This window comes from Sinorhizobium americanum (assembly GCF_001651855.1).
In the GTDB taxonomy this organism is placed as follows: domain Bacteria; phylum Pseudomonadota; class Alphaproteobacteria; order Rhizobiales; family Rhizobiaceae; genus Sinorhizobium; species Sinorhizobium americanum.
In genome coordinates, this window is the sequence record NZ_LNQC01000079.1 from 1 (window position 1) to 17,081 (window position 17,081).

Consider the following 17,081-nt stretch of genomic DNA (forward strand, 5'->3'; position numbering starts at 1 on the left):
GCTGCGCATCATCCCGGCCGTCGGCCACATGCCGCAGATGGAGGCATCATCCGCCGTCAACGAAGCGGTTCTGGAGAACATCCAGCGCGGATGAGCACGCGCTTTACCGATGCCTTGTGAAATGAAGTGGTTCTAATTGGGAGCAAATCCATGTCCGGACGATTGTCAGGCAAGCGCGTTCTCTTGACCGGAGGCGTGGCGAATATCGGTCTTGCCATACTTGAGGCATTCGTGGCCGAAGGTGCAACAGTTTCTGTGGTCGACATCGATGCAGCCAAGGGTGCCGAAGTCGAGAAGCGTTTTGGCGAGCGAGTCCGCTTTTTCAAAGCGGATATCTCGCAGGAAGACGAAATCAAGGACGCGATCGCTCAATCGGTCGCCTGGATGAAAGGGTTGGACACGCTGTGCCTGAATGCAGGCGTCCAACTCTCGGGCAAAGTGGAAGATTTTAGTACCAGCAACTGGGACAAGGTTTTCACGATCAACGTCCGGGCCAATTTCATTTTTGCGCGCGAGTCCGTCAAACACCTCCGTGCTGCTGCCAAGTCTTCGATCGTGATGATGTCGTCGCTTGCCGGCAAGCGTGGCGCGCCGGGGTTGCTAGCCTATTCGGCATCGAAAGCCGCAGTCATTGGGTTGACGACAACGCTCGCCCTCGAACTGGCTCGCGACGGAATCCGTGTAAACGCTGTCTGCCCGGGTTGGATTGATACCCCGTTCAACCAGCCGGCCATCGACTACATCGGTGGCAGAGACAAGCAGGAAGCCCTGGTTCCGACGGTCATCCCGCTTGGACGACAGGCCACACCGCAAGAGGTCGCGCCGTTGTTCGTCTATCTCGCCTCGGATGAGGCTTCGTACGTCACAGCTCAGTCGATCAATGTCGACGGCGGAATCTACAACTAAGGCAACGGCGAGGGCATGAAAATGGCGAAGATGATTACGCATGAATCGGCGCTCAAAGCCATTGAGGTCGGCGCGGCGAAAGCACGGCAGCTTGGTGAGCCTTCTTCTCTCGCAATCGTGGATGCCGGCGGCAACCTGATGGCGTTCTTGCGCGTCGACGACGCCGCGCTTTCCACAGTCGAGATCGCTCAAGGCAAGGCATATACCGCTCTGGCCCTGCGCTCGCCTTCCGGAAACTGGCTCGAAATCGTGCAGCCGGGCGCAGCGCTCTATGGGCTTGATGCGCTCGGCGGGCGCAGGCCATTTGTTGTCTTCGGCGGCGGATTGCCGGTCCACGACGGCAAGACCGTCATCGGGGGGGTTGGCGCGTCGGGGGGACCGGTGGATGCCGACGTAGCGATCGCAGAGGTGATGGTGTCGGCGCTGCAGCAGCACTAGCCCTATCTTTCTTTCACTGCCTATGAGGGTCGCATGTCAACGGAATCAGTTGCAGCAAAGGCATCCATGTCGGCTTCTGAAGTTCGACAGATGATCCGCGAAGGAAGCCTTCGCGTCCCAACCACCGGGTTTGCCGAAGGGTTCATGCAAGCCAATCTGGTGATTTTGCCTGAGCGGCATGCATCCGACTTCCGCCTATTTTGCGAGCGCAATGCCAAAAGTTGCCCGCTCCTCGGCATTGGCAAGCCGGGCGATCCGGGCTTGCCTGAATTAGGCTCGATTGACATTCGCACAGACGTGGCTCGATATCGAGTCTATCGGTCGGGCGAGCATACGGAGACAATAGCAAACCTTTCGGACATCTGGCGTGACGATCTCGTCACGTTCGCGCTTGGTTGCTCATTCTCGTTTGAGAGCGCGATCCTTCGCGCTGGGATCGATATCCGTCACATCAGTGCCAATCGCAACGTTGCGATGTACGCGACGAATCTGCCTACCAACCCTGCGGGGCCCTTTGCCGGATCGATGGTGGTGTCCATGCGGGCATTTCGGCCGGCCGATGCCATCCAGGCGATCATCTTGTCGGACCGCTATCCGCTTGCCCACGGCGCCCCAGTTCACATAGGCGATCCCGCCGACATTGGCATCAAAGACATAAGCAGGCCAGATTACGGCGATCCGCCGGTTATCGAACCGGGTGACATACTCGGCTTCTGGGCCTGTGGGGTAACGCCGCAGCTCGCACTTCAGCAGGCGAAATTGGATCTGGCGATCACACATGAGCCGGGCTTTATGCTCGTCACCGATTTGCCAGCGGATCTTGCGGGTCCGCCCGGCAAAGAGGCCCCGAGAAACTGAACCGAAGTTGGGCGCCGAGACGTGCCCGCCGTTCACGGCATCAACTGGAGAGCTACCAATGTCTGAACACATCGTGCGCGTTGAATGGAGCGCGACTGAGCATACCAAACAACCCGGCACATACAGCCGCGACCATAAGTCAATCATCAGCCCTCAGGTAACCATCCCTGTCTCGGCAGCCGCGGATTACTTGGGCAACAGCGAAATGGCCGATCCAGAACAGTTGCTCGTTTCTGCGCTCGCAAGTTGCCACATGCTGTACTTCCTCGCGATTTGCGAAGGAAGCGGATATACGGTCAGCACTTATGTCGACGAAGCCATCGGCACCGTCGCCAAAAGCCCTGTAGGTTTCCACTGGGTATCGTCGATCACGCTTCGGCCTAGAGTCTCCTTCAGTTCTGAAAAGCAACCCGATCGCGACGCTCTGGCTCGGTTGCATCACCGCGCGCACAAAGGCTGCTTCATCGCAAATTCAATTAGGTCGAAAGTATCCATCGAGTTGGAACCACAGCTAGCTGATGCTTGACATGCGATCAACCCACGAAAATCTGTGAAGGAGAGGCGATACATGAAGGAAAAGCTTGTAGTTGTCGCAGTGGTCATCGCGCATCAAGGAAAAGAGGACCTCCTTAGAGACGGGTTGATGGAACTGGTTTCCATCGCACGCACGGAGCCAGGCTTCATCCAATACGATCTGCACGTTTCGCTCGAGCGCCCCGGAGAATTCCTCTTTTATGAGATCTGGGACGATGAGCAGTCGCTCGACCTGCACAACAATACGGAATCAATGAAGGCATTCGGCGCAAAAGCCGGCCAGTGGATCCAGTCGGTCACGCTCAATAAGTACAGGCACATCTCTTAAGCCTGGATACCTTCATCGGCTTGGATCGCGAATGCGAATACGGCCCCGTCCGGCCGGACGGCCAAGATATCGGTGGGCGAGAGCAGCATTTACCGGAATTGCCAGATTAAAGGACTGTCGGATGACTTCCAACATGGATAAAGGCCATCAGAAAGCTCCCGATCTCTCGGTGCACTATCGCCCAATCGCCTTGAAGGCTGTTCTTGCCGCTTGCAGCGTTGGTTCCGCAAAAGCGGAACCAACGCCGTTGCGACGGGCGTTCCAACACCATCCAGATTTCCATGGGTATGAGGAAGACTAAACCGGCTTGACCTCCTCCGATGCGAAGGAGAGAACTAGCTACCGTGATGCATTCGCTGACCTAGCTGTTTCAGCATAGACACGGCCGCCATTCGTGCCTCGAGGCAGAGCTTTCGCTTCACTAACGAATCTCGGCAACAGCTTCGATTTCCACGGCCATGCCCGAGGGGAGCGCGTGTGTCCCCGAGGCAATGCGGGCGTGACGGCCGTCCACACCCAGAACATCGCACATTAGATCCGAGGCTGCGTTGAGCACCTTTGCCTGGTCTTCAAAATCGGGAGTGCAACGGACAAGCCCCGCGACCCGGACGAGCCGTACGACCCGATCAAGGTCACCGCTGCAGGCGGAGCGCAACTGTCCCAATATATTCAATGCGCAAAGGCGGGCGGCTGCCTGGCCATCCGCGACGGTCAAATTATCGCCAATAACGCCCTTGCAGATCAGCTGACCACCCTTGCGAGGCCCTGGCCGGCGACGAAGACCAGAGCACCCGATTGGACAAAGGGAACATAGTTCCCTTGAGGAGGATTTTCTTCGGGAAGCTCCAGACCGAGGCTGGTCAAGCGCGCATCAACGATCCCCATCCCTGTTCTCACTTCAGTTGGCGCCAATCGCCGCTATCGCCCTTCCAGCCCACAACCCTGCCGGCGAGGCGCTCTAGCGTGTTGCGCAACGTGGTCACAAGGCCTGCCCACTCGGTAGCGGAAATGCCGTCCACCGCCGGTTCGGGGCCCATGAACATGCCGTCGACGCCGCCGAAGGAAACGCATTGTTCTATGCACCGGCGCTCCAGTTCGCCGTCGTGGAAAATCGAGGGTTTCTCAAGCAGTGCCGAAAGGGCAGCGATAAGGCCGGTGGCCCCCCAGTTCGAGACGTTCGAAACGATCAGGTGGTCGGCTGCCGTTGCCGCCGCCACACCGCCACGTCCCGGATGGCCACTATCCTTGGCCTTCGGTGAAAAGACCTTGAGTTCTTCTGCGATCACGCCCATCCCCAACTCGTTTCCTCCGTCGCCGATTGCAACGAACGGAACGCCTTCGGACTTCGCGCGGAGGAAAAATTGATCGAGATCGGCGACAAGACCGTCGAGCGGCCGTCCACCGAGACCATGATAGAGGCCACGGTCATTTCTTCCCGGGCGCTCAATCGAGATGACCAGGGACGGTCTGGTTACATCGAGCAGAGAGTCCGTAATCTTCCGGCAGCCTGCATCGTCCTTCGGCACGCTGCGAATGTAGACCGGTCGGATGAACTCGACCGACTGGATTACGCCAGATTCGGGGAAGGGAAGGGGAGAGAGGCCGGCTCCCCGGCAAGTCCCGATCATCATTTCAACCCAGTCGTTGTCCGTCAGGATGATCGTTTCAACACCCAGCCCCAGGAAGAATGCACGCGCCATGAGCGCTGCACCCACGGGGCCATCGGTCTCAGGGACGCCGGCCCCCTCGGGAAAGCCTGTGGCAATGACAATCGGACCGCCATGGTCGCGCACCCGGTCGCAAATCAGTTTGGCGGCCGTCATGCAAGCCGGGCCGGGCTGGCGGCTTTGAAGCGCCTCATAAATCTTGCCGATCAGCCCGACGCCTGTGAGATCGAGCGTCATGAAATTCTCGATAGTCCGGGCGATTTTCTCGCCCTTTGCACTTTGCAGATCAAGCATGTTCAGGTTCCGATACGTTGGTGAGGTAGTTGGCGAACTTGTCAGAATCGACGTTGCCGCCGCTGACCAGTATCGCGGCGGTTTTTCCCGTGATTTCCAACTTGCCGGCCAACAGCGCGGCCAATGCTACCGCCCCGCCGGGTTCGACCACGAGTTTCAGGTCACGATAGGCGAAGCGGATAGCCTCCTTCACCTCGTCGTCGTCGACAGACAGCCCGCCGGCGAGATGCTTTCGACATATCGGGAACGTCAATTTGCCCGGAGCAGGGACCAGCAGAGCGTCACAGATCGATGTGGCAAGCGCGGGCGCTTTTCGCGGCTCACCGGCGGCAAGCGAAAGCGCCATCCCGTCGAAACCTGCGGCTTCAACGCTATAGATTGCCGCCCGCGGCATGAGAGTGTGAACTCCGCAAGCAGCGCCTGAAACAAGCCCTCCGCCGGAACACGAAAACAGCGCAACATCAAGCGAGACACCTATTTCAGCAGCTTGGTGGGCGATTTCCGCACCGAGGGTCGCCTGGCCGGTAATGACGTACGGATCGTCATAGGGCGGCACGATGACAGCTCCGCTCTCAGCCGCGATTTGCGCGCCGATCTCTTCACGATCTTCCTTGGTTTTGTCGTAGAGCCGGACGCTCGCGCCGTTTTGCCGCACACCCTCCACCTTCGTCTTGGGAGCGTCGTAAGGCATCAAAACAGTGGCTCGAATCCCAAGTTCTCTGGCTACAAACGAGATTGCCAATCCGTGATTGCCTGACGACCACGTCACAATGCCGCAATCACGCTGCGCCGCGTTGAGCTGCAAGGCCCTGTTCAGGGCGCCGCGAAGCTTGAAGGAGCCGGAACGTTGCAGGTTCTCCGGCTTGATGAGCACACGTCCTCCAACCAGCCGGTTCAGCTCCTGACTCTCTAGGATCGGCGTACGCACCGCATATTTCCCAATACGATCCCGCGCCGCTTGGATTGAATCTGCAGTCGGTTCGAAATGGTCGAGTGGAGGTTGAACTGTCACCTGGAGCTCCAAAGACGGTATATGCTCCAAGACAAGCTCAGCGATGACTTAAAGTAAAATTATAATCCCTGATCGATCGGCATAAGGAGATGTAATGCGTCCTCATTCAGCGTGGGAGTCCTCACTGGCAACGCGCTGCGCAATCGCCGCAAGTTCCTCAAGCATTTCGCTGCCGAAGCCTAACGGGTAGAACGCGTAGAACCTCAAGGGGGGGAGGTCTATTTCGCTTGGGACAGGCTGAAGAATGTTGCCGTCCTTTGCCGCACCGAGAGTGCCTTCTGCAACAAGTGCAACGCCTATGCCGTCGAGCGCCAGTTTCTCGATTGTCGAGATCGATGAGTTTGCGAAGATTCGAGGGGGTTGACCGCTTTTTTCAAATATCAGCTCCCGGAGATAGTCAAATGGGTAGGTATTACGAGGATAGGTCAAAATGGGGACGGTCGGAGCTTTCTGATATGTGAGCGGTTCGCCCGTGACGAGCCCGGGGATCGCATAGAACCGCAGAGGGTAGTCCTTGAGTTTTACACAGGTGAAACCTTCGAGGACTGCGGGTCCCAACATCAGTGCGATGTCGATTTCGCCGTTTTGCAGGGCAACGAGCATCGACGGCGTGACGTCCACCGTCATGTCGAAGTCTATGTTTGGAAACCGGCGCGAGGCCTGTTCGAGAAATCGCGAAAGCCACGTATGAACAATAGTTTCCGAGACCCCAAGGCGTATCCTGCAGTGCAGGTGCCGATTGAGTTCAAGATCGCGCTCCATGGCAACGACCTGCCGCAGAAGCAATTCTGCATGGCCAAATAGGGTTCGTCCAACCCTTGTCAGAGCTATGGGCTTCGCCATTCGATCGAACAGAGGTTCGCCGACTAGTTCCTCCATCGCCCCAATCCGCTGTGAGATTGTCGGCTGCGTAGTGTTGAGTTTCTCTGCTGCCTTGGAGAAACTGCGCAGGCGTCCTGCCCAATAAAAGACTTCCAGGCTTCTTAGGCTGAACATCCTACCTTCCCATAATCTCTCGCGCCTGCCGGCGCGCAGCACGCGCCCCCGCACTTCTGGACGGGTTCATTAGACCCGAATGCTAGCTGAGCTGCCATCACTTCGAGGATTGCTCTCCTCCTACTGTAAACTGAATGTTATCGTTGACATAGACGCAAATCCCGTCTCGTATACGTTGACATGAGCCCAGGCCGTGCCCAACCCTCTGAATTCTACCAACCGGAAACTGCTTTGGCTCAACTCCCTGCGCGTGAGTGCGAGCACGTCACCACGGGCCATGCGCAGGAACGCCGTCCTCAATAGGAAGGAAGATAAAAGGGATGACAACGAGCATCGGAAATTCTGCTGCCTCAACCCGCAATTCCATTCGGGTATGTGGGAAATGAGCGTCGCGATTGGCGTTATCGGCACCGGGGTGATGGGCTCCGAACATGCCCGCATTCTTCGCGAGGAGACCAGCGACGCGCATCTTGCCGCCGTCTGCGATGCTGATGAAGGCCGCGCCCGCGCCGCCGGTGCCGGAAGTAAGGTGTTCACGGATCCACTCGCCCTTATCAACGCCGATCAGGTCGACGCCGTCGTGATCGCCGCGCCGGATGCCATGCACGGCAGCCTCGTGCTGTCTTGCATCGAAGTGGGTAAGCCAGTGCTGTGCGAAAAGCCTCTTGCACTCACCGCGACCGAGGCGCTTCAAGTCGTCGAGGCAGAGGTCGCCAAAGGGCGGAGACTGGTTCAAGTTGGCTACATGCGGCGCTTCGATGCGTCCTATGTAGAGATGAAACGGCTGCGTGAAGCAGGGGAAGTTGGAAAGCCGGTCATCCTGCACAACGTCCATCGCAATCCCGTCGTGCCTGCATGGTTCAGCGGACCGATGTCGGTGACAAATGCCTTTGTCCACGAGATCGACATGAGTCGGTGGCTGCTCGGCTCGGAGATGGTGTCGGCACGGGTTTATTCCGGACCGGGTGGTGACCCGCTGATGATCACAATGCAAACCGACCACAGCGAGATCGTTTCAACCGAGATCTTCATGAACTGCGGCTACGGCTATCATGTGCATTCGCAGCTCGTCGGCCGTAATGGAACCATCGAGACCGCCCTCCCAACCGCCACCGTCAGGAATCTCGCTGGTCAGCACAGCGCAACTTATCCAGAAAATTGGGTACCACGCTTCCGAAATGCCTACACAAGCCAGATGAATGCTTGGGTAAGATCTGTAAGAACTGGTGAGTCCAGTCACGGGGCTGGCGCGTGGGACGGATATGTCACCACGTCTCTGGCAGAACAGATCGTCGCGGCACTCGGAGCGAACGCCACAGCGCAGCTAACGATTGAAGCACGTCCCGCATTCTACGCAATGTGACTGGCCTCATAAAAAAGGCCAATCGGCTCGCGGACTGCAACGCTGATGGGCATTCAAGCGCAGTGGTCGGATATGCTGTCATCGGCGCCGGCTGTATCGCTTAATAGGCATTCGTTCCCTCGATTGGACAAACCTACCACGCCTTTGTCGCGCTGGGTGGAGCAAATGACCATGACGGACTCCTTGTTCGTTCTCACCTGATGAGTACCATTTTTCAGAGGCACACCGCCTTTCGGATGGAACCCTGAGAGCCGCGGCATGTAATCGTTGACGTTGGTCATTGTACTTGATCAAATGCCACGCCGTGTATACGGCACTGCATGGGCTACGCAGCCCCGGCGACGATTTTCTCTTTGGATTGAGTGAGTTTAGATGAGCAAGCCGCCGACTGTCCACGACGTGGCACGCCTGTCGGGTGTATCGACCGCCACAGTGTCTCGATACTTCACCGGGAAGACTGATGCGATTTCGCCCGAAACCATCGAGAGTGTGCGCAACGCCGCCGAGGCTCTTGGGTATACGCCATCAGAGATCGGGCGCTCGCTCCGCCTGGCCCGCAGCCGCGTGGTCGTGATGTTGGTTCCCGATGCAACAAATCCATTTACTGCGGATGTTGCGGCGTCGGTCGAACAGGCGCTGAAGGATTTCGGCCTCTCTATGGTGCTGGCGAACGCTTCCGAAAACGCGGAACAGCAGGATCGCCTACTTTCCGACGCACAAGGTCTGCGGGCGCGCGCGATTGTGCTGCAAGGTGCAATAGATACGCCGCGACTGCGTGACATGGCTTTGCGGCAGAACAACATTATTTTTGTCAATCGTCGCCCGGCGCCGGGAATCATCGCTCCCTACGTGGGCATCGACAACTTCGCGGCGGGTCGCGCCGTCGGGCGCTATTTCGTGGAGCGCGGGTACGAGAACTGCGTTGCGATTCACGGACCACGCCATTACTCCGGCAGCACTGAGCGGCTTGATGGCTTCCTTGCCGGTCTCCAGCAGGAGCGCCCTGTTTTCCAGTTTGAGAGCGCATACACCATGGAGGCGGGTTACCGTCAAGGCCAGTTGCTGCTCGCTGATCACAGCCGTCGATATGCGGTATTTTGCGGCAACGACATGATTGCCTATGGGGTTTATCGCGCCGCCATGGAGAAGAGCATGCGCGTGCCCGACGATCTCGTGATCTTCGGCTTCGACGACAATCGGTTGAACGAGTGGCTGGCGCCTTGGCTCTCCACCGTGAAGGTCCCGGCGTTCGATTTCGGCCCTGCCATCGCCAAACTCATTCATGAGCCGATCGCCTCGGACGACCCAAATAGAAACGTTATTCTTCCGTTTACGCTGACGATCAGAAAGTCTGCTTAGAACAGGGCAGGGACTCGCAAAAACAGCGAGCGCACATGCTGCCAAAGCCGGGCCTTACCCTCGGATTGCCTATTTGGGATCACTTTGGCATCACATCCATTATTCACTTCCCCAACTAATCCCCGCAATGTAATCGTTGACATAGTCATTTTGCATAGTGTACACGTTTACATTATGGGAATGGGAAATTCATGGACGTTTGAATGCGCGTGGCAGAGGAGTGTGAAAGGTGAGCATTCGCCGATCGGCAGGGCCCGTTTCAATCACGAAACAAATAGCACTCGCAATCCAAGTAGGACGATCGCGGACCTCCTCGAACATCTGGACAAACTAACATGGCCAAGCCGCCGACTATCCGCGATGTAGCACGCCTTTCCGGGGTTTCCACCGCCACGGTTTCGCGGTTCTTCACAGGCAAGACGAGCGCGATTGCCCCTGAGACCATTGAGAATGTACGCAGTGCCGCAGAGGAGCTCGGTTACACGCCGTCGGAGATCGGGCGCTCGCTCCGCCTGGCGAGCAGCCGGGTCGTGGTGATGCTGGTACCCGATGCCACCAACCTCTTTACCGCCGATGTTGCAGCGTCGGTTGAGAATGCGCTCAAAGGTATTGGACTTTCATTGGTACTCGCGAACACGGCTGAAAATGCTGAGAAGCAAGACGGCCTGCTCGCCGATGCGCAGGGCCTGCGGGCGCGAGCGATCGTTCTACAGGGCGCAATGGATACACCGCGATTGCGCGAGATGGCCGAGCGGCAAAACAACCTGATATTCGTGAATCGCCGGCCCGCGCCCGGCATTGTCGCTCCCTATGTCGGGGTCGATAACTTCGCCGGCGGCTTCGCGGTCGGACGCTATTTCATCGAGCATGGCTACGAGAACTGCGTGGCAATTCACGGGCCACGGCACTATCCGGGAAGCAGTCGGCGCCTTGAGGGCTTTCTCGCCGGTGTCGGTGAGATGCGCCAAGTCCTCCGGTTCGAGTGCGCTTTCACGATGGCGGCCGGCTACCAGCAAGGTTCGCTTCTTCTGGCTGACCGCAGCCGTCGATACGCAGTCTTCTGTGCCAACGACATGATCGCCTACGGCGTTTATCGGGCCGCCATGGAGAGGAACATGCGGATTCCCGAAGATCTGATCATCTTCGGGTTCGACGACAATCGCGTGAACGAGTGGCTTGCTCCTTGGCTCACGACCGTCAAGGTTCCGGCATTCGATTTCGGCCCTGCGATTGCGGAGCTGATCAACGAAGCGCCCGCCACGAACGATCACAACCGGACCGTTATCCTGCCCTTTTCACTGACGATCCGGCAGTCTGCTTAGAGGAGCAGCAAGGGGGCCGGAGCAACAGCACTTACCGGACACCGAAGTGCAGCGGGGAAAAGAAGAAAATGAATGAGATCGCCAATAACCAGCCGATCGGTCTCGGGCGAGTTTCGAAGTTGCGGCGCATCAATTCTATCAGGTCCACGCCGAAGGGCGGAGCGTGAAAGGCTAACAGCATGCTGTCACCATCTACAATCAAGGTCGTTCGCGAAACGGGTGCGCTGCCTAACTCCGAGTATCTCTTGGAGGTCAAAAACGTCCGCAAGGAATTTGCGGGGGTCGTTGCGCTCGACAATGTCTCTTTCCGGGTCCGCCGCGGCAGCGTGCATGCGCTCATGGGCGAGAACGGTGCCGGCAAGTCGACATTGATGAAGATCATTGCCGGCATCTACACGCCGGATGCCGGGGAATTTAAGTGGCGCGGCCAGTCGATCCGGCTGAACAGCCCGCTCGACGCGCTCGACAACGGCATCGCGATGATCCACCAAGAGCTCAACCTCATGGCGCCGATGACGGTATCGGAGAACGTATGGATTCGCCGCGAGCCGAAGAACCGGTTCGGGTTTATAGACCACGACGAGTTGCGCCGCCGCACGCTGGAACTCTTCGACCGACTCGGGATCGATATAGACCCGGACGAGCAAGTCGGTAAGCTCTCCGTCGCCAGCCGACAAATGGTCGAGATCGCAAAAGCGGTTTCCTATGAATCAGACGTCCTGATCATGGACGAGCCTACCTCGACTCTGACCGAGCGCGAGGTGGAGCACCTTTTCCGGATCATCCGAACACTCAGGGAAGCCGGAAAGGGGATCATCTACATAACGCATAAGATGAACGAGCTTTTCGAAATTGCCGATGAGGTCTCGGTCTTTCGTGACGGCAAGCACATCGCGACCAGTGCCGCCAACGAGGTCACCCGCGACGACGTTATCCGAATGATGGTTGGCCGCGAGCTCTCGCAGATGTTTCCCAAGACACCCGCCCCGATTGGCGACGTCATCCTGAGAGTCAGCAATCTCGGGCTGGCAGGCGTCTTCGAGGGCATTTCCTTCGACTTACGAGCCGGCGAGATCCTCGGCATCGCAGGCCTGGTTGGTGCGGGGCGTTCCAATATTGCCGAGACAATCTTTGGCGTCACCCCGGCGACCTCGGGTACTATCGAGATTGATGGCAAAAAGGTGGTTGTGGACTCGCCTGCTGTCGCCATGGAACATGGCATGGCCTTCCTCACCGAGGAACGCAAGGAGTCCGGCTGTTTTCTGCTTCTCAACATCCAGGAAAACATGCAGATGGCGGCGCTGCGCAGCGGCTATGTCCGGCGCGGCTTCGTCGATCAAACACGGCTGTCCCGCGACTGTGATGCCATGACAAGCGCGCTGAGGGTCAAAACCCCAAATATGGAGGAGTTGATCCTGAATCTCTCCGGAGGCAACCAGCAGAAGGTACTTATCGCCCGCTGGCTGTTGACGAAGCCGCGCATCCTTATTCTTGACGAGCCTACCCGGGGTATCGACGTCGGCGCTAAGGCGGAAATCCACCGCATGATCTCTAATCTTGCCGGCGAAGGCCTGGCGGTGATCATGATCTCCTCGGAGATGCCCGAGATCCTCGGGATGAGCGACCGTGTCATGACTATACGTCAGGGGCGTTTGTCCGGCGTTTTGGATCGCGCTGAAGCCGATCAGGTAAAGATCATGGAGCTTGCAGCACAATGATCACCACGGTGGCGGCAGAGACCCGCTGAAGCGACTGGTGTGCATCGATTGGGACTGGTGCCACGAAAAACAAAGGTCTGACCTGTGAAAGGTCCACGAAACCTTCCATCGGCAGGTCTTCAGCGTTCGTGAGCTAAGGTCTTAACCGCATCAAGAAACCACTCGAAACAGGCTGTGATATGGCAAGCATCGATCTCAATAGCGATCTCGGCGAAAGTTTCGGCCCCTGGCCGATGGGTGACGATGCCTCGATGCTTGGCATTGTCACCAGCGCCAACATTGCCTGCGGCTTTCATGCAGGCGATCCGGCGGGCATCCTTACGGTTCTACGTGAGGCCGCGCGACGCGGCGTCTCGGTTGGCGCCCATATCGGCTACCGAGACCTGGTCGGCTTCGGCCGGCGTAACATGGACCCGTCGAGCGCCGAGCTCGTAGGCGATACGATCTACCAGATCGGCGCGCTGCAGGGCCTCGCAAAGGCCGCCGGCACCGAAGTTGGCTACGTCAAGCCGCACGGAGCGCTTTACAATACTATCGCCAACGATATGCGCCAAGCGGACGACGTGATTGCCGGGATCAAGGCGGTCGATCCCTCGCTGATTCTCATGGCGCTCGCGGGTGCCCCGATTGTCGAGCAAGCCCGTGCCGCTGGGTTGACGGTCGTGTGCGAGGCCTTCGCCGATCGCGCCTACAATGCCGACGGCAGCCTTGTCAGTCGCCGGCTGCCGGGCGCGGTCATCCACGACGCTGAGGTCGTCGCGACCCGGATGCTGCGCATAGTCAGCGAGCATCGGATCACTGCGATCGACGGCACCGAGATCGTCCTCGAAGCGCAATCCATTTGCATCCACGGTGACACGCCATCCGCCGTAGCCCTCGCCCGCGCGGTGCGCGACAGACTCATCGCAAGCGGCGTCGAGCTGAAGCCCTTTGCTGGGTCGATCCGGGATTTGGCTAATGCCTGACCGTCTACGTTTTCTGCCCGCCGGCGCTGATGCTCTTCTGGTCGAATTGGACGACCTGGAAACGACGCTGACGTTACTCGACCGTTTGTTGGCCGCCCGGCCAGAGGGGGTGAAGGAGTTCGTTCCGGCCGCACGCACCGTGATGATCCGCTTCGACCCGCTCGTCACCGACCGCTCCACGATCGCCGCATTCGTTGCGCGGATCGATCTTTCGATGCGGAGTGTGCGGCAGGGCGAGACGTTCGATATCCCAGTGACCTATGACGGTGAGGATTTGGGCGACGTTGCCGAATTTCTCGGCTGGCCGGTGGAAGAACTCATCCGCCGCCACACCGACGCGACTTACACCGTGGCCTTCACCGGCTTCGCGCCCGGTTTCGCCTACATGACCTGCGATGATCCCGCGTTCGACGTGCCGCGCCGCAAGACCCCGCGGGTGCGAATTCCGGCCGGCTCCGTGGCGATAGCCGGTACGTTCGGTGGCATCTATCCCACTGACAGCCCAGGCGGTTGGCAGCTTCTCGGCACAACACCGCTTCGCATGTGGGATACAGCCCGCCCCCGGGCGGCGCTGCTCGCCCCTGGCGATCGCGTGCGCTTTCGCGATATGGCCAAGGGCACCCTGGTACCGGTCTCCGTGCCCGAACGGCAGGCGGACGTCGCGGCGCCGGGAGGGGGCTTGCGCGTTATCCGCGCCGACCGACCGGCGCTTTACCAGGACCTCGGCCGTCCCGGTCGGGCAGATCAGGGCGTCTCGAGGTCCGGTGCGCTCGATCGCGCCGCACTTCGCAACGCAAATCTCTGTGTCGGCAATCCAAGCGATACCGCGGCGATCGAGATCACTTTCGGGGGCTTCGCGCTCAGGGCCGACCGACCCGTGACGCTGGCGTTAACGGGCGCGTCGTGCCCGCTGGAAATTCGCACGGCGGGCGGCCGCGTAGTCTCCGCCCCGTTTGCTCATCCGTTTGCGCTCGACGCCGGCGACGAGTTGACGCTCGGCGTGCCGAGCGAAGGGATGCGCAGCTATCTGGCGCTCCGCGGCGGCTTCTTCGTCCAACCTGTTCTCGGTTCGGCCTCGACGGACACGCTGGCGAAGATCGGGCCACCGCCGATTGCTACGGGCGATGTCCTCGTTCCGGCGAGCGGACCGGCCGGCGCCGTCGACCCCTACCGGCCCGAACCGGGACACCTGCCGCGCGCAGGCGAGACCGTGTCTCTTGACGTGGTGCTCGGCCCGCGAACCGACTGGTTCACGGACAAAGGCGTGCAAACCTTCCTCTCGCAGGAGTGGGAGGTCACTGCCCAATCGAGCCGCGTCGGCGTGCGCCTCTCCGGGTCCGCACCGCTCGAACGACGCGACGCAGCGGAGCTTCCCTCCGAAGGCACGGCGCTCGGCTCGGTACAGGTGCCACACAGCGGCCAGCCAGTCCTCTTCCTTTCCGACCACCCGCTGACCGGCGGCTATCCGGTGATCGGCGTGGTTGCAGCCCATCACCTCGATCTGGCCGGCCAGATCCCAATCGGCGCGCGCATCCGTTTCAATTCGATCGCCGCCTTCGATCCGCATGTGAAGGATACCGACCGATGAAAAAGCTGCTCATCGCCAATCGCGGTGAAATCGCCATCCGCATCGCCCGGGCTGCGCGCGATTATGGCGTCGCCTCGGTCGCCATTTATTCGGATGCCGATGCGACATCGCTCCATGCCGAGATTGCCGACGAGGCCTACGGCCTCGGTCCCGGTCGCCCGGCGGAGACTTATCTCAACATCGAAAAGATCCTCGATATCGCCCGTCGGGCCGGCGCCGACGCCGTCCATCCCGGTTACGGCTTCCTGTCGGAACGCACCGAATTCGCGCAAGCGGTGATCGACGCGGGCCTTACCTGGGTCGGTCCCGCCCCCGAGGTCATAACAGCGCTCGGAGACAAGGTCGAGGCGCGGCGCATTGCGGCGAAGGTCGGGGCGCCTCTCGTCAAAGGTTCGGAGGGTCCGCTCGCTTCGGCTGCGGAGGCGGTCGACTTCGCCAAGCAAGCCGGCCTGCCGCTTGCCATAAAGGCTGCATTTGGCGGCGGGGGCCGCGGCATGAAGGTCGCACGGCGGCTGGACGAGGTCGGTGAACTGTTTGATTCCGCCGTGCGCGAGGCGAAGGAAGCCTTTGGCCGCGGTGAATGCTATGCGGAGCAGTTCCTCGACCGGCCCCGGCATATCGAGGCGCAGGTCATTGCCGACAGCCGCGGCAACACGGTCGTCCTCGGTACGCGCGACTGTTCGCTGCAGCGGCGCAACCAGAAGCTCGTGGAAGAGGCTCCGGCTCCCTTCATCACCGCCGACCAGCGTGCGCGCATTCACGACGCCGCGCGCGCCATCTGCACGGAAGCCGGCTATACTGGGGCAGGGACCGTGGAGTTCCTGCTATCGCAGAATGGGGTGATCTCGTTCCTCGAGGTGAACACGCGGCTTCAGGTCGAGCACCCGGTGACCGAAGAGACGACTGGCGTCGACATCGTCATCGAGCAATTGCGTATCGCTGACGGCCTGCCGCTCTCCGTCACAGAGACGCCCGCGCCCCGCGGCCATGCCTTCGAGTTCCGCATCAATGCCGAGGATCCTGGGCGAGGCTTCCTGCCCACTCCAGGCCTTATCACCCGCTTCCGCGCCCCTGCAGGGCCCGGCGTGCGCATTGATGCCGGCGTCGAGACTGGATCGGAGATCCCCGGCTTCTACGATTCCATGATGGCAAAGCTGATCGTCACGGGCGCCACACGCGAGGAAGCGCTTATCCGGGCTCGGAGGGCGCTAGCCGAATTCCGCATTGAGGGAGTCGCCTCCGTGCTGCCTTTCCATCGAGCGGTGCTGGATGAGCGCGATTTCACCGGCGAGGACGGCTTCGGCGTTTTCACCAACTGGATCGAGACGGAGTTTCGCGGCTTGGAGCCTTCACCCCGCGTCGATCCGGCAGGAAGTGGGCTGATACGCAGCTTCGTCGAGATCGATGGGAAGCGGCACGCCATCGGCCTGCCCGCAGCCCTATTTTCCGGTCTGGGCGCCCCGCAGCTCGTGCAACAGGCTACGTCAGTAAGCGACGGCGGCGTGACCGCTCCGATTCCTGGCACGTTGCAGCAATGGTTGGTCGATGACGGAGCGGAAGTCGCGGAAGGCGACGCTGTCGCCGTTATCGAAGCGATGAAGATGGAAACTCGCATACTTGCACCGAAGGCGGGCCGGATCCGCATTAAGACCGAAGCGGGCGCGGTCGTCAGCCTCGGCGCAGAACTGGCGACGGTTGGCTGAGCCACACGGTTTCGTCACATGGCAACCCCC

At 59.7% G+C, this 17,081-nt stretch carries 16 protein-coding genes and 1 pseudogene; 12 read left to right on the top strand and 5 right to left on the bottom strand.

Annotated elements, in window-relative coordinates:
- Positions 1–150: 150 nt before the first annotated feature.
- Genes ATC00_RS27360 through ATC00_RS27380 form a run of 5 tightly spaced genes read left to right on the top strand, consistent with a single transcriptional unit; the run spans position 151 to position 3,064 of the window.
- The gene (locus ATC00_RS27360) at positions 151–906 is read left to right on the top strand and encodes an SDR family NAD(P)-dependent oxidoreductase (protein WP_018238032.1); all 756 of its coding nucleotides are present in this window, start codon (positions 151–153) and stop codon (positions 904–906) included.
- A 21-nt stretch (positions 907–927) separates the two neighbouring features.
- A complete protein-coding gene (locus ATC00_RS27365) occupies positions 928–1,344 on the top strand; it encodes a GlcG/HbpS family heme-binding protein (RefSeq protein ID WP_064255194.1) in 417 nt (138 codons plus the stop codon).
- A 33-nt stretch (positions 1,345–1,377) separates the two neighbouring features.
- Entirely contained in the window at positions 1,378–2,202 is an 825-nt protein-coding gene (locus tag ATC00_RS27370) for a putative hydro-lyase (protein WP_064255170.1), read from the top strand.
- A 58-nt stretch (positions 2,203–2,260) separates the two neighbouring features.
- The gene (locus tag ATC00_RS27375) at positions 2,261–2,728 is read left to right on the top strand and encodes an OsmC family protein (RefSeq protein ID WP_064255171.1); all 468 of its coding nucleotides are present in this window, start codon (positions 2,261–2,263) and stop codon (positions 2,726–2,728) included.
- A gap of 42 nt (positions 2,729–2,770) precedes the next feature.
- On the top strand, positions 2,771–3,064 hold the full coding sequence (locus ATC00_RS27380; protein WP_064255172.1) for a putative quinol monooxygenase: 294 nt from the start codon (positions 2,771–2,773) through the stop codon (positions 3,062–3,064).
- Positions 3,065–3,485: 421 nt separating this feature from the next.
- Here ATC00_RS27380 and ATC00_RS27385 read toward each other — a convergent pair.
- The 4 genes and pseudogenes from ATC00_RS27385 to ATC00_RS27400 all read right to left on the bottom strand — a co-directional run bounded on the left by ATC00_RS27385 (position 3,486) and on the right by ATC00_RS27400 (position 7,033).
- Positions 3,486–3,949 (bottom strand): annotated as a pseudogene (locus ATC00_RS27385) (RidA family protein).
- Positions 3,950–3,957: 8 nt separating this feature from the next.
- Positions 3,958–5,025 (bottom strand): DUF4392 domain-containing protein, encoded by a 1,068-nt coding sequence (locus tag ATC00_RS27390; RefSeq protein ID WP_064255173.1) that lies wholly within the window; start codon positions 5,023–5,025, stop codon positions 3,958–3,960.
- Positions 5,018–6,037 carry a threonine ammonia-lyase gene (locus ATC00_RS27395; RefSeq protein ID WP_082912591.1) on the bottom strand — a complete coding sequence of 340 codons (1,020 nt, stop codon included), beginning with the start codon at positions 6,035–6,037 and terminating at the stop codon, positions 5,018–5,020. The genes ATC00_RS27390 and ATC00_RS27395 overlap by 8 nt, the downstream gene beginning before the upstream one ends.
- A 102-nt stretch (positions 6,038–6,139) precedes the next feature.
- Entirely contained in the window at positions 6,140–7,033 is an 894-nt protein-coding gene (locus tag ATC00_RS27400; RefSeq protein ID WP_064255174.1) for a LysR family transcriptional regulator, read from the bottom strand.
- 382 nt (positions 7,034–7,415) lie between these two features.
- Here ATC00_RS27400 and ATC00_RS27405 point away from each other — a divergent pair, with 382 nt between their 5' ends.
- A complete protein-coding gene (locus tag ATC00_RS27405) occupies positions 7,416–8,396 on the top strand; it encodes a Gfo/Idh/MocA family protein (protein WP_064255196.1) in 981 nt (326 codons plus the stop codon).
- Positions 8,397–8,449: 53 nt separating this feature from the next.
- Here ATC00_RS27405 and ATC00_RS32395 read toward each other — a convergent pair whose 3' ends face one another.
- Positions 8,450–8,677, bottom strand: a complete 228-nt coding sequence (locus ATC00_RS32395; RefSeq protein WP_153045297.1) for a hypothetical protein — start codon at positions 8,675–8,677, stop codon at positions 8,450–8,452.
- Positions 8,678–8,768: 91 nt separating this feature from the next.
- On the opposite strand from ATC00_RS32395, the gene ATC00_RS27410 reads away from it, so the two are divergent.
- From ATC00_RS27410 to ATC00_RS27435, 6 genes are all read left to right on the top strand, one after another.
- Positions 8,769–9,755 carry a LacI family DNA-binding transcriptional regulator gene (locus ATC00_RS27410; protein ID WP_037380879.1) on the top strand — a complete coding sequence of 329 codons (987 nt, stop codon included), beginning with the start codon at positions 8,769–8,771 and terminating at the stop codon, positions 9,753–9,755.
- Between the two features lie 335 nt (positions 9,756–10,090).
- Positions 10,091–11,077 (top strand): LacI family DNA-binding transcriptional regulator, encoded by a 987-nt coding sequence (locus ATC00_RS27415; RefSeq protein WP_064255175.1) that lies wholly within the window; start codon positions 10,091–10,093, stop codon positions 11,075–11,077.
- A 179-nt stretch (positions 11,078–11,256) separates the two neighbouring features.
- Complete coding sequence (locus tag ATC00_RS27420; RefSeq protein WP_064255176.1) at positions 11,257–12,795, top strand: sugar ABC transporter ATP-binding protein; 1,539 nt, start codon at positions 11,257–11,259, stop codon at positions 12,793–12,795.
- 179 nt (positions 12,796–12,974) lie between these two features.
- Positions 12,975–13,760 (top strand): LamB/YcsF family protein, encoded by a 786-nt coding sequence (locus ATC00_RS27425; protein WP_037380871.1) that lies wholly within the window; start codon positions 12,975–12,977, stop codon positions 13,758–13,760.
- Positions 13,753–15,348 carry a 5-oxoprolinase subunit B/C family protein gene (locus ATC00_RS27430; RefSeq protein WP_037380868.1) on the top strand — a complete coding sequence of 532 codons (1,596 nt, stop codon included), beginning with the start codon at positions 13,753–13,755 and terminating at the stop codon, positions 15,346–15,348. The genes ATC00_RS27425 and ATC00_RS27430 overlap by 8 nt, the downstream gene beginning before the upstream one ends.
- On the top strand, positions 15,345–17,051 hold the full coding sequence (locus ATC00_RS27435) for an acetyl/propionyl/methylcrotonyl-CoA carboxylase subunit alpha (protein ID WP_064255177.1): 1,707 nt from the start codon (positions 15,345–15,347) through the stop codon (positions 17,049–17,051). The genes ATC00_RS27430 and ATC00_RS27435 overlap by 4 nt, the downstream gene beginning before the upstream one ends.
- The last annotated feature ends 30 nt before the right edge of the window (positions 17,052–17,081 follow it).

Bases quoted from the DNA above. Each gene is read 5' to 3' on its own strand.
- ATC00_RS27400 (WP_064255174.1), bottom strand. From the start codon at position 7,033: ATGTTCAGCCTAAGAAGCCTGGAAGTCTTTTATTGGGCAGGACGCCTG.
- ATC00_RS27360 (WP_018238032.1), top strand. From the start codon at position 151: ATGTCCGGACGATTGTCAGGCAAGCGCGTTCTCTTGACCGGAGGCGTG.
- ATC00_RS27365 (WP_064255194.1), top strand. From the start codon at position 928: ATGGCGAAGATGATTACGCATGAATCGGCGCTCAAAGCCATTGAGGTC.
- ATC00_RS27420 (WP_064255176.1), top strand. From the start codon at position 11,257: ATGCTGTCACCATCTACAATCAAGGTCGTTCGCGAAACGGGTGCGCTG.
- ATC00_RS27375 (WP_064255171.1), top strand. From the start codon at position 2,261: ATGTCTGAACACATCGTGCGCGTTGAATGGAGCGCGACTGAGCATACC.
- ATC00_RS27430 (WP_037380868.1), top strand. From the start codon at position 13,753: ATGCCTGACCGTCTACGTTTTCTGCCCGCCGGCGCTGATGCTCTTCTG.
- ATC00_RS27410 (WP_037380879.1), top strand. From the start codon at position 8,769: ATGAGCAAGCCGCCGACTGTCCACGACGTGGCACGCCTGTCGGGTGTA.
- ATC00_RS27435 (WP_064255177.1), top strand. From the start codon at position 15,345: ATGAAAAAGCTGCTCATCGCCAATCGCGGTGAAATCGCCATCCGCATC.
- ATC00_RS27390 (WP_064255173.1), bottom strand. From the start codon at position 5,025: ATGCTTGATCTGCAAAGTGCAAAGGGCGAGAAAATCGCCCGGACTATC.
- ATC00_RS27425 (WP_037380871.1), top strand. From the start codon at position 12,975: ATGGCAAGCATCGATCTCAATAGCGATCTCGGCGAAAGTTTCGGCCCC.
- ATC00_RS27380 (WP_064255172.1), top strand. From the start codon at position 2,771: ATGAAGGAAAAGCTTGTAGTTGTCGCAGTGGTCATCGCGCATCAAGGA.
- ATC00_RS27370 (WP_064255170.1), top strand. From the start codon at position 1,378: ATGTCAACGGAATCAGTTGCAGCAAAGGCATCCATGTCGGCTTCTGAA.
- ATC00_RS27415 (WP_064255175.1), top strand. From the start codon at position 10,091: ATGGCCAAGCCGCCGACTATCCGCGATGTAGCACGCCTTTCCGGGGTT.
- ATC00_RS27405 (WP_064255196.1), top strand. From the start codon at position 7,416: ATGAGCGTCGCGATTGGCGTTATCGGCACCGGGGTGATGGGCTCCGAA.
- ATC00_RS32395 (WP_153045297.1), bottom strand. From the start codon at position 8,677: ATGACCAACGTCAACGATTACATGCCGCGGCTCTCAGGGTTCCATCCG.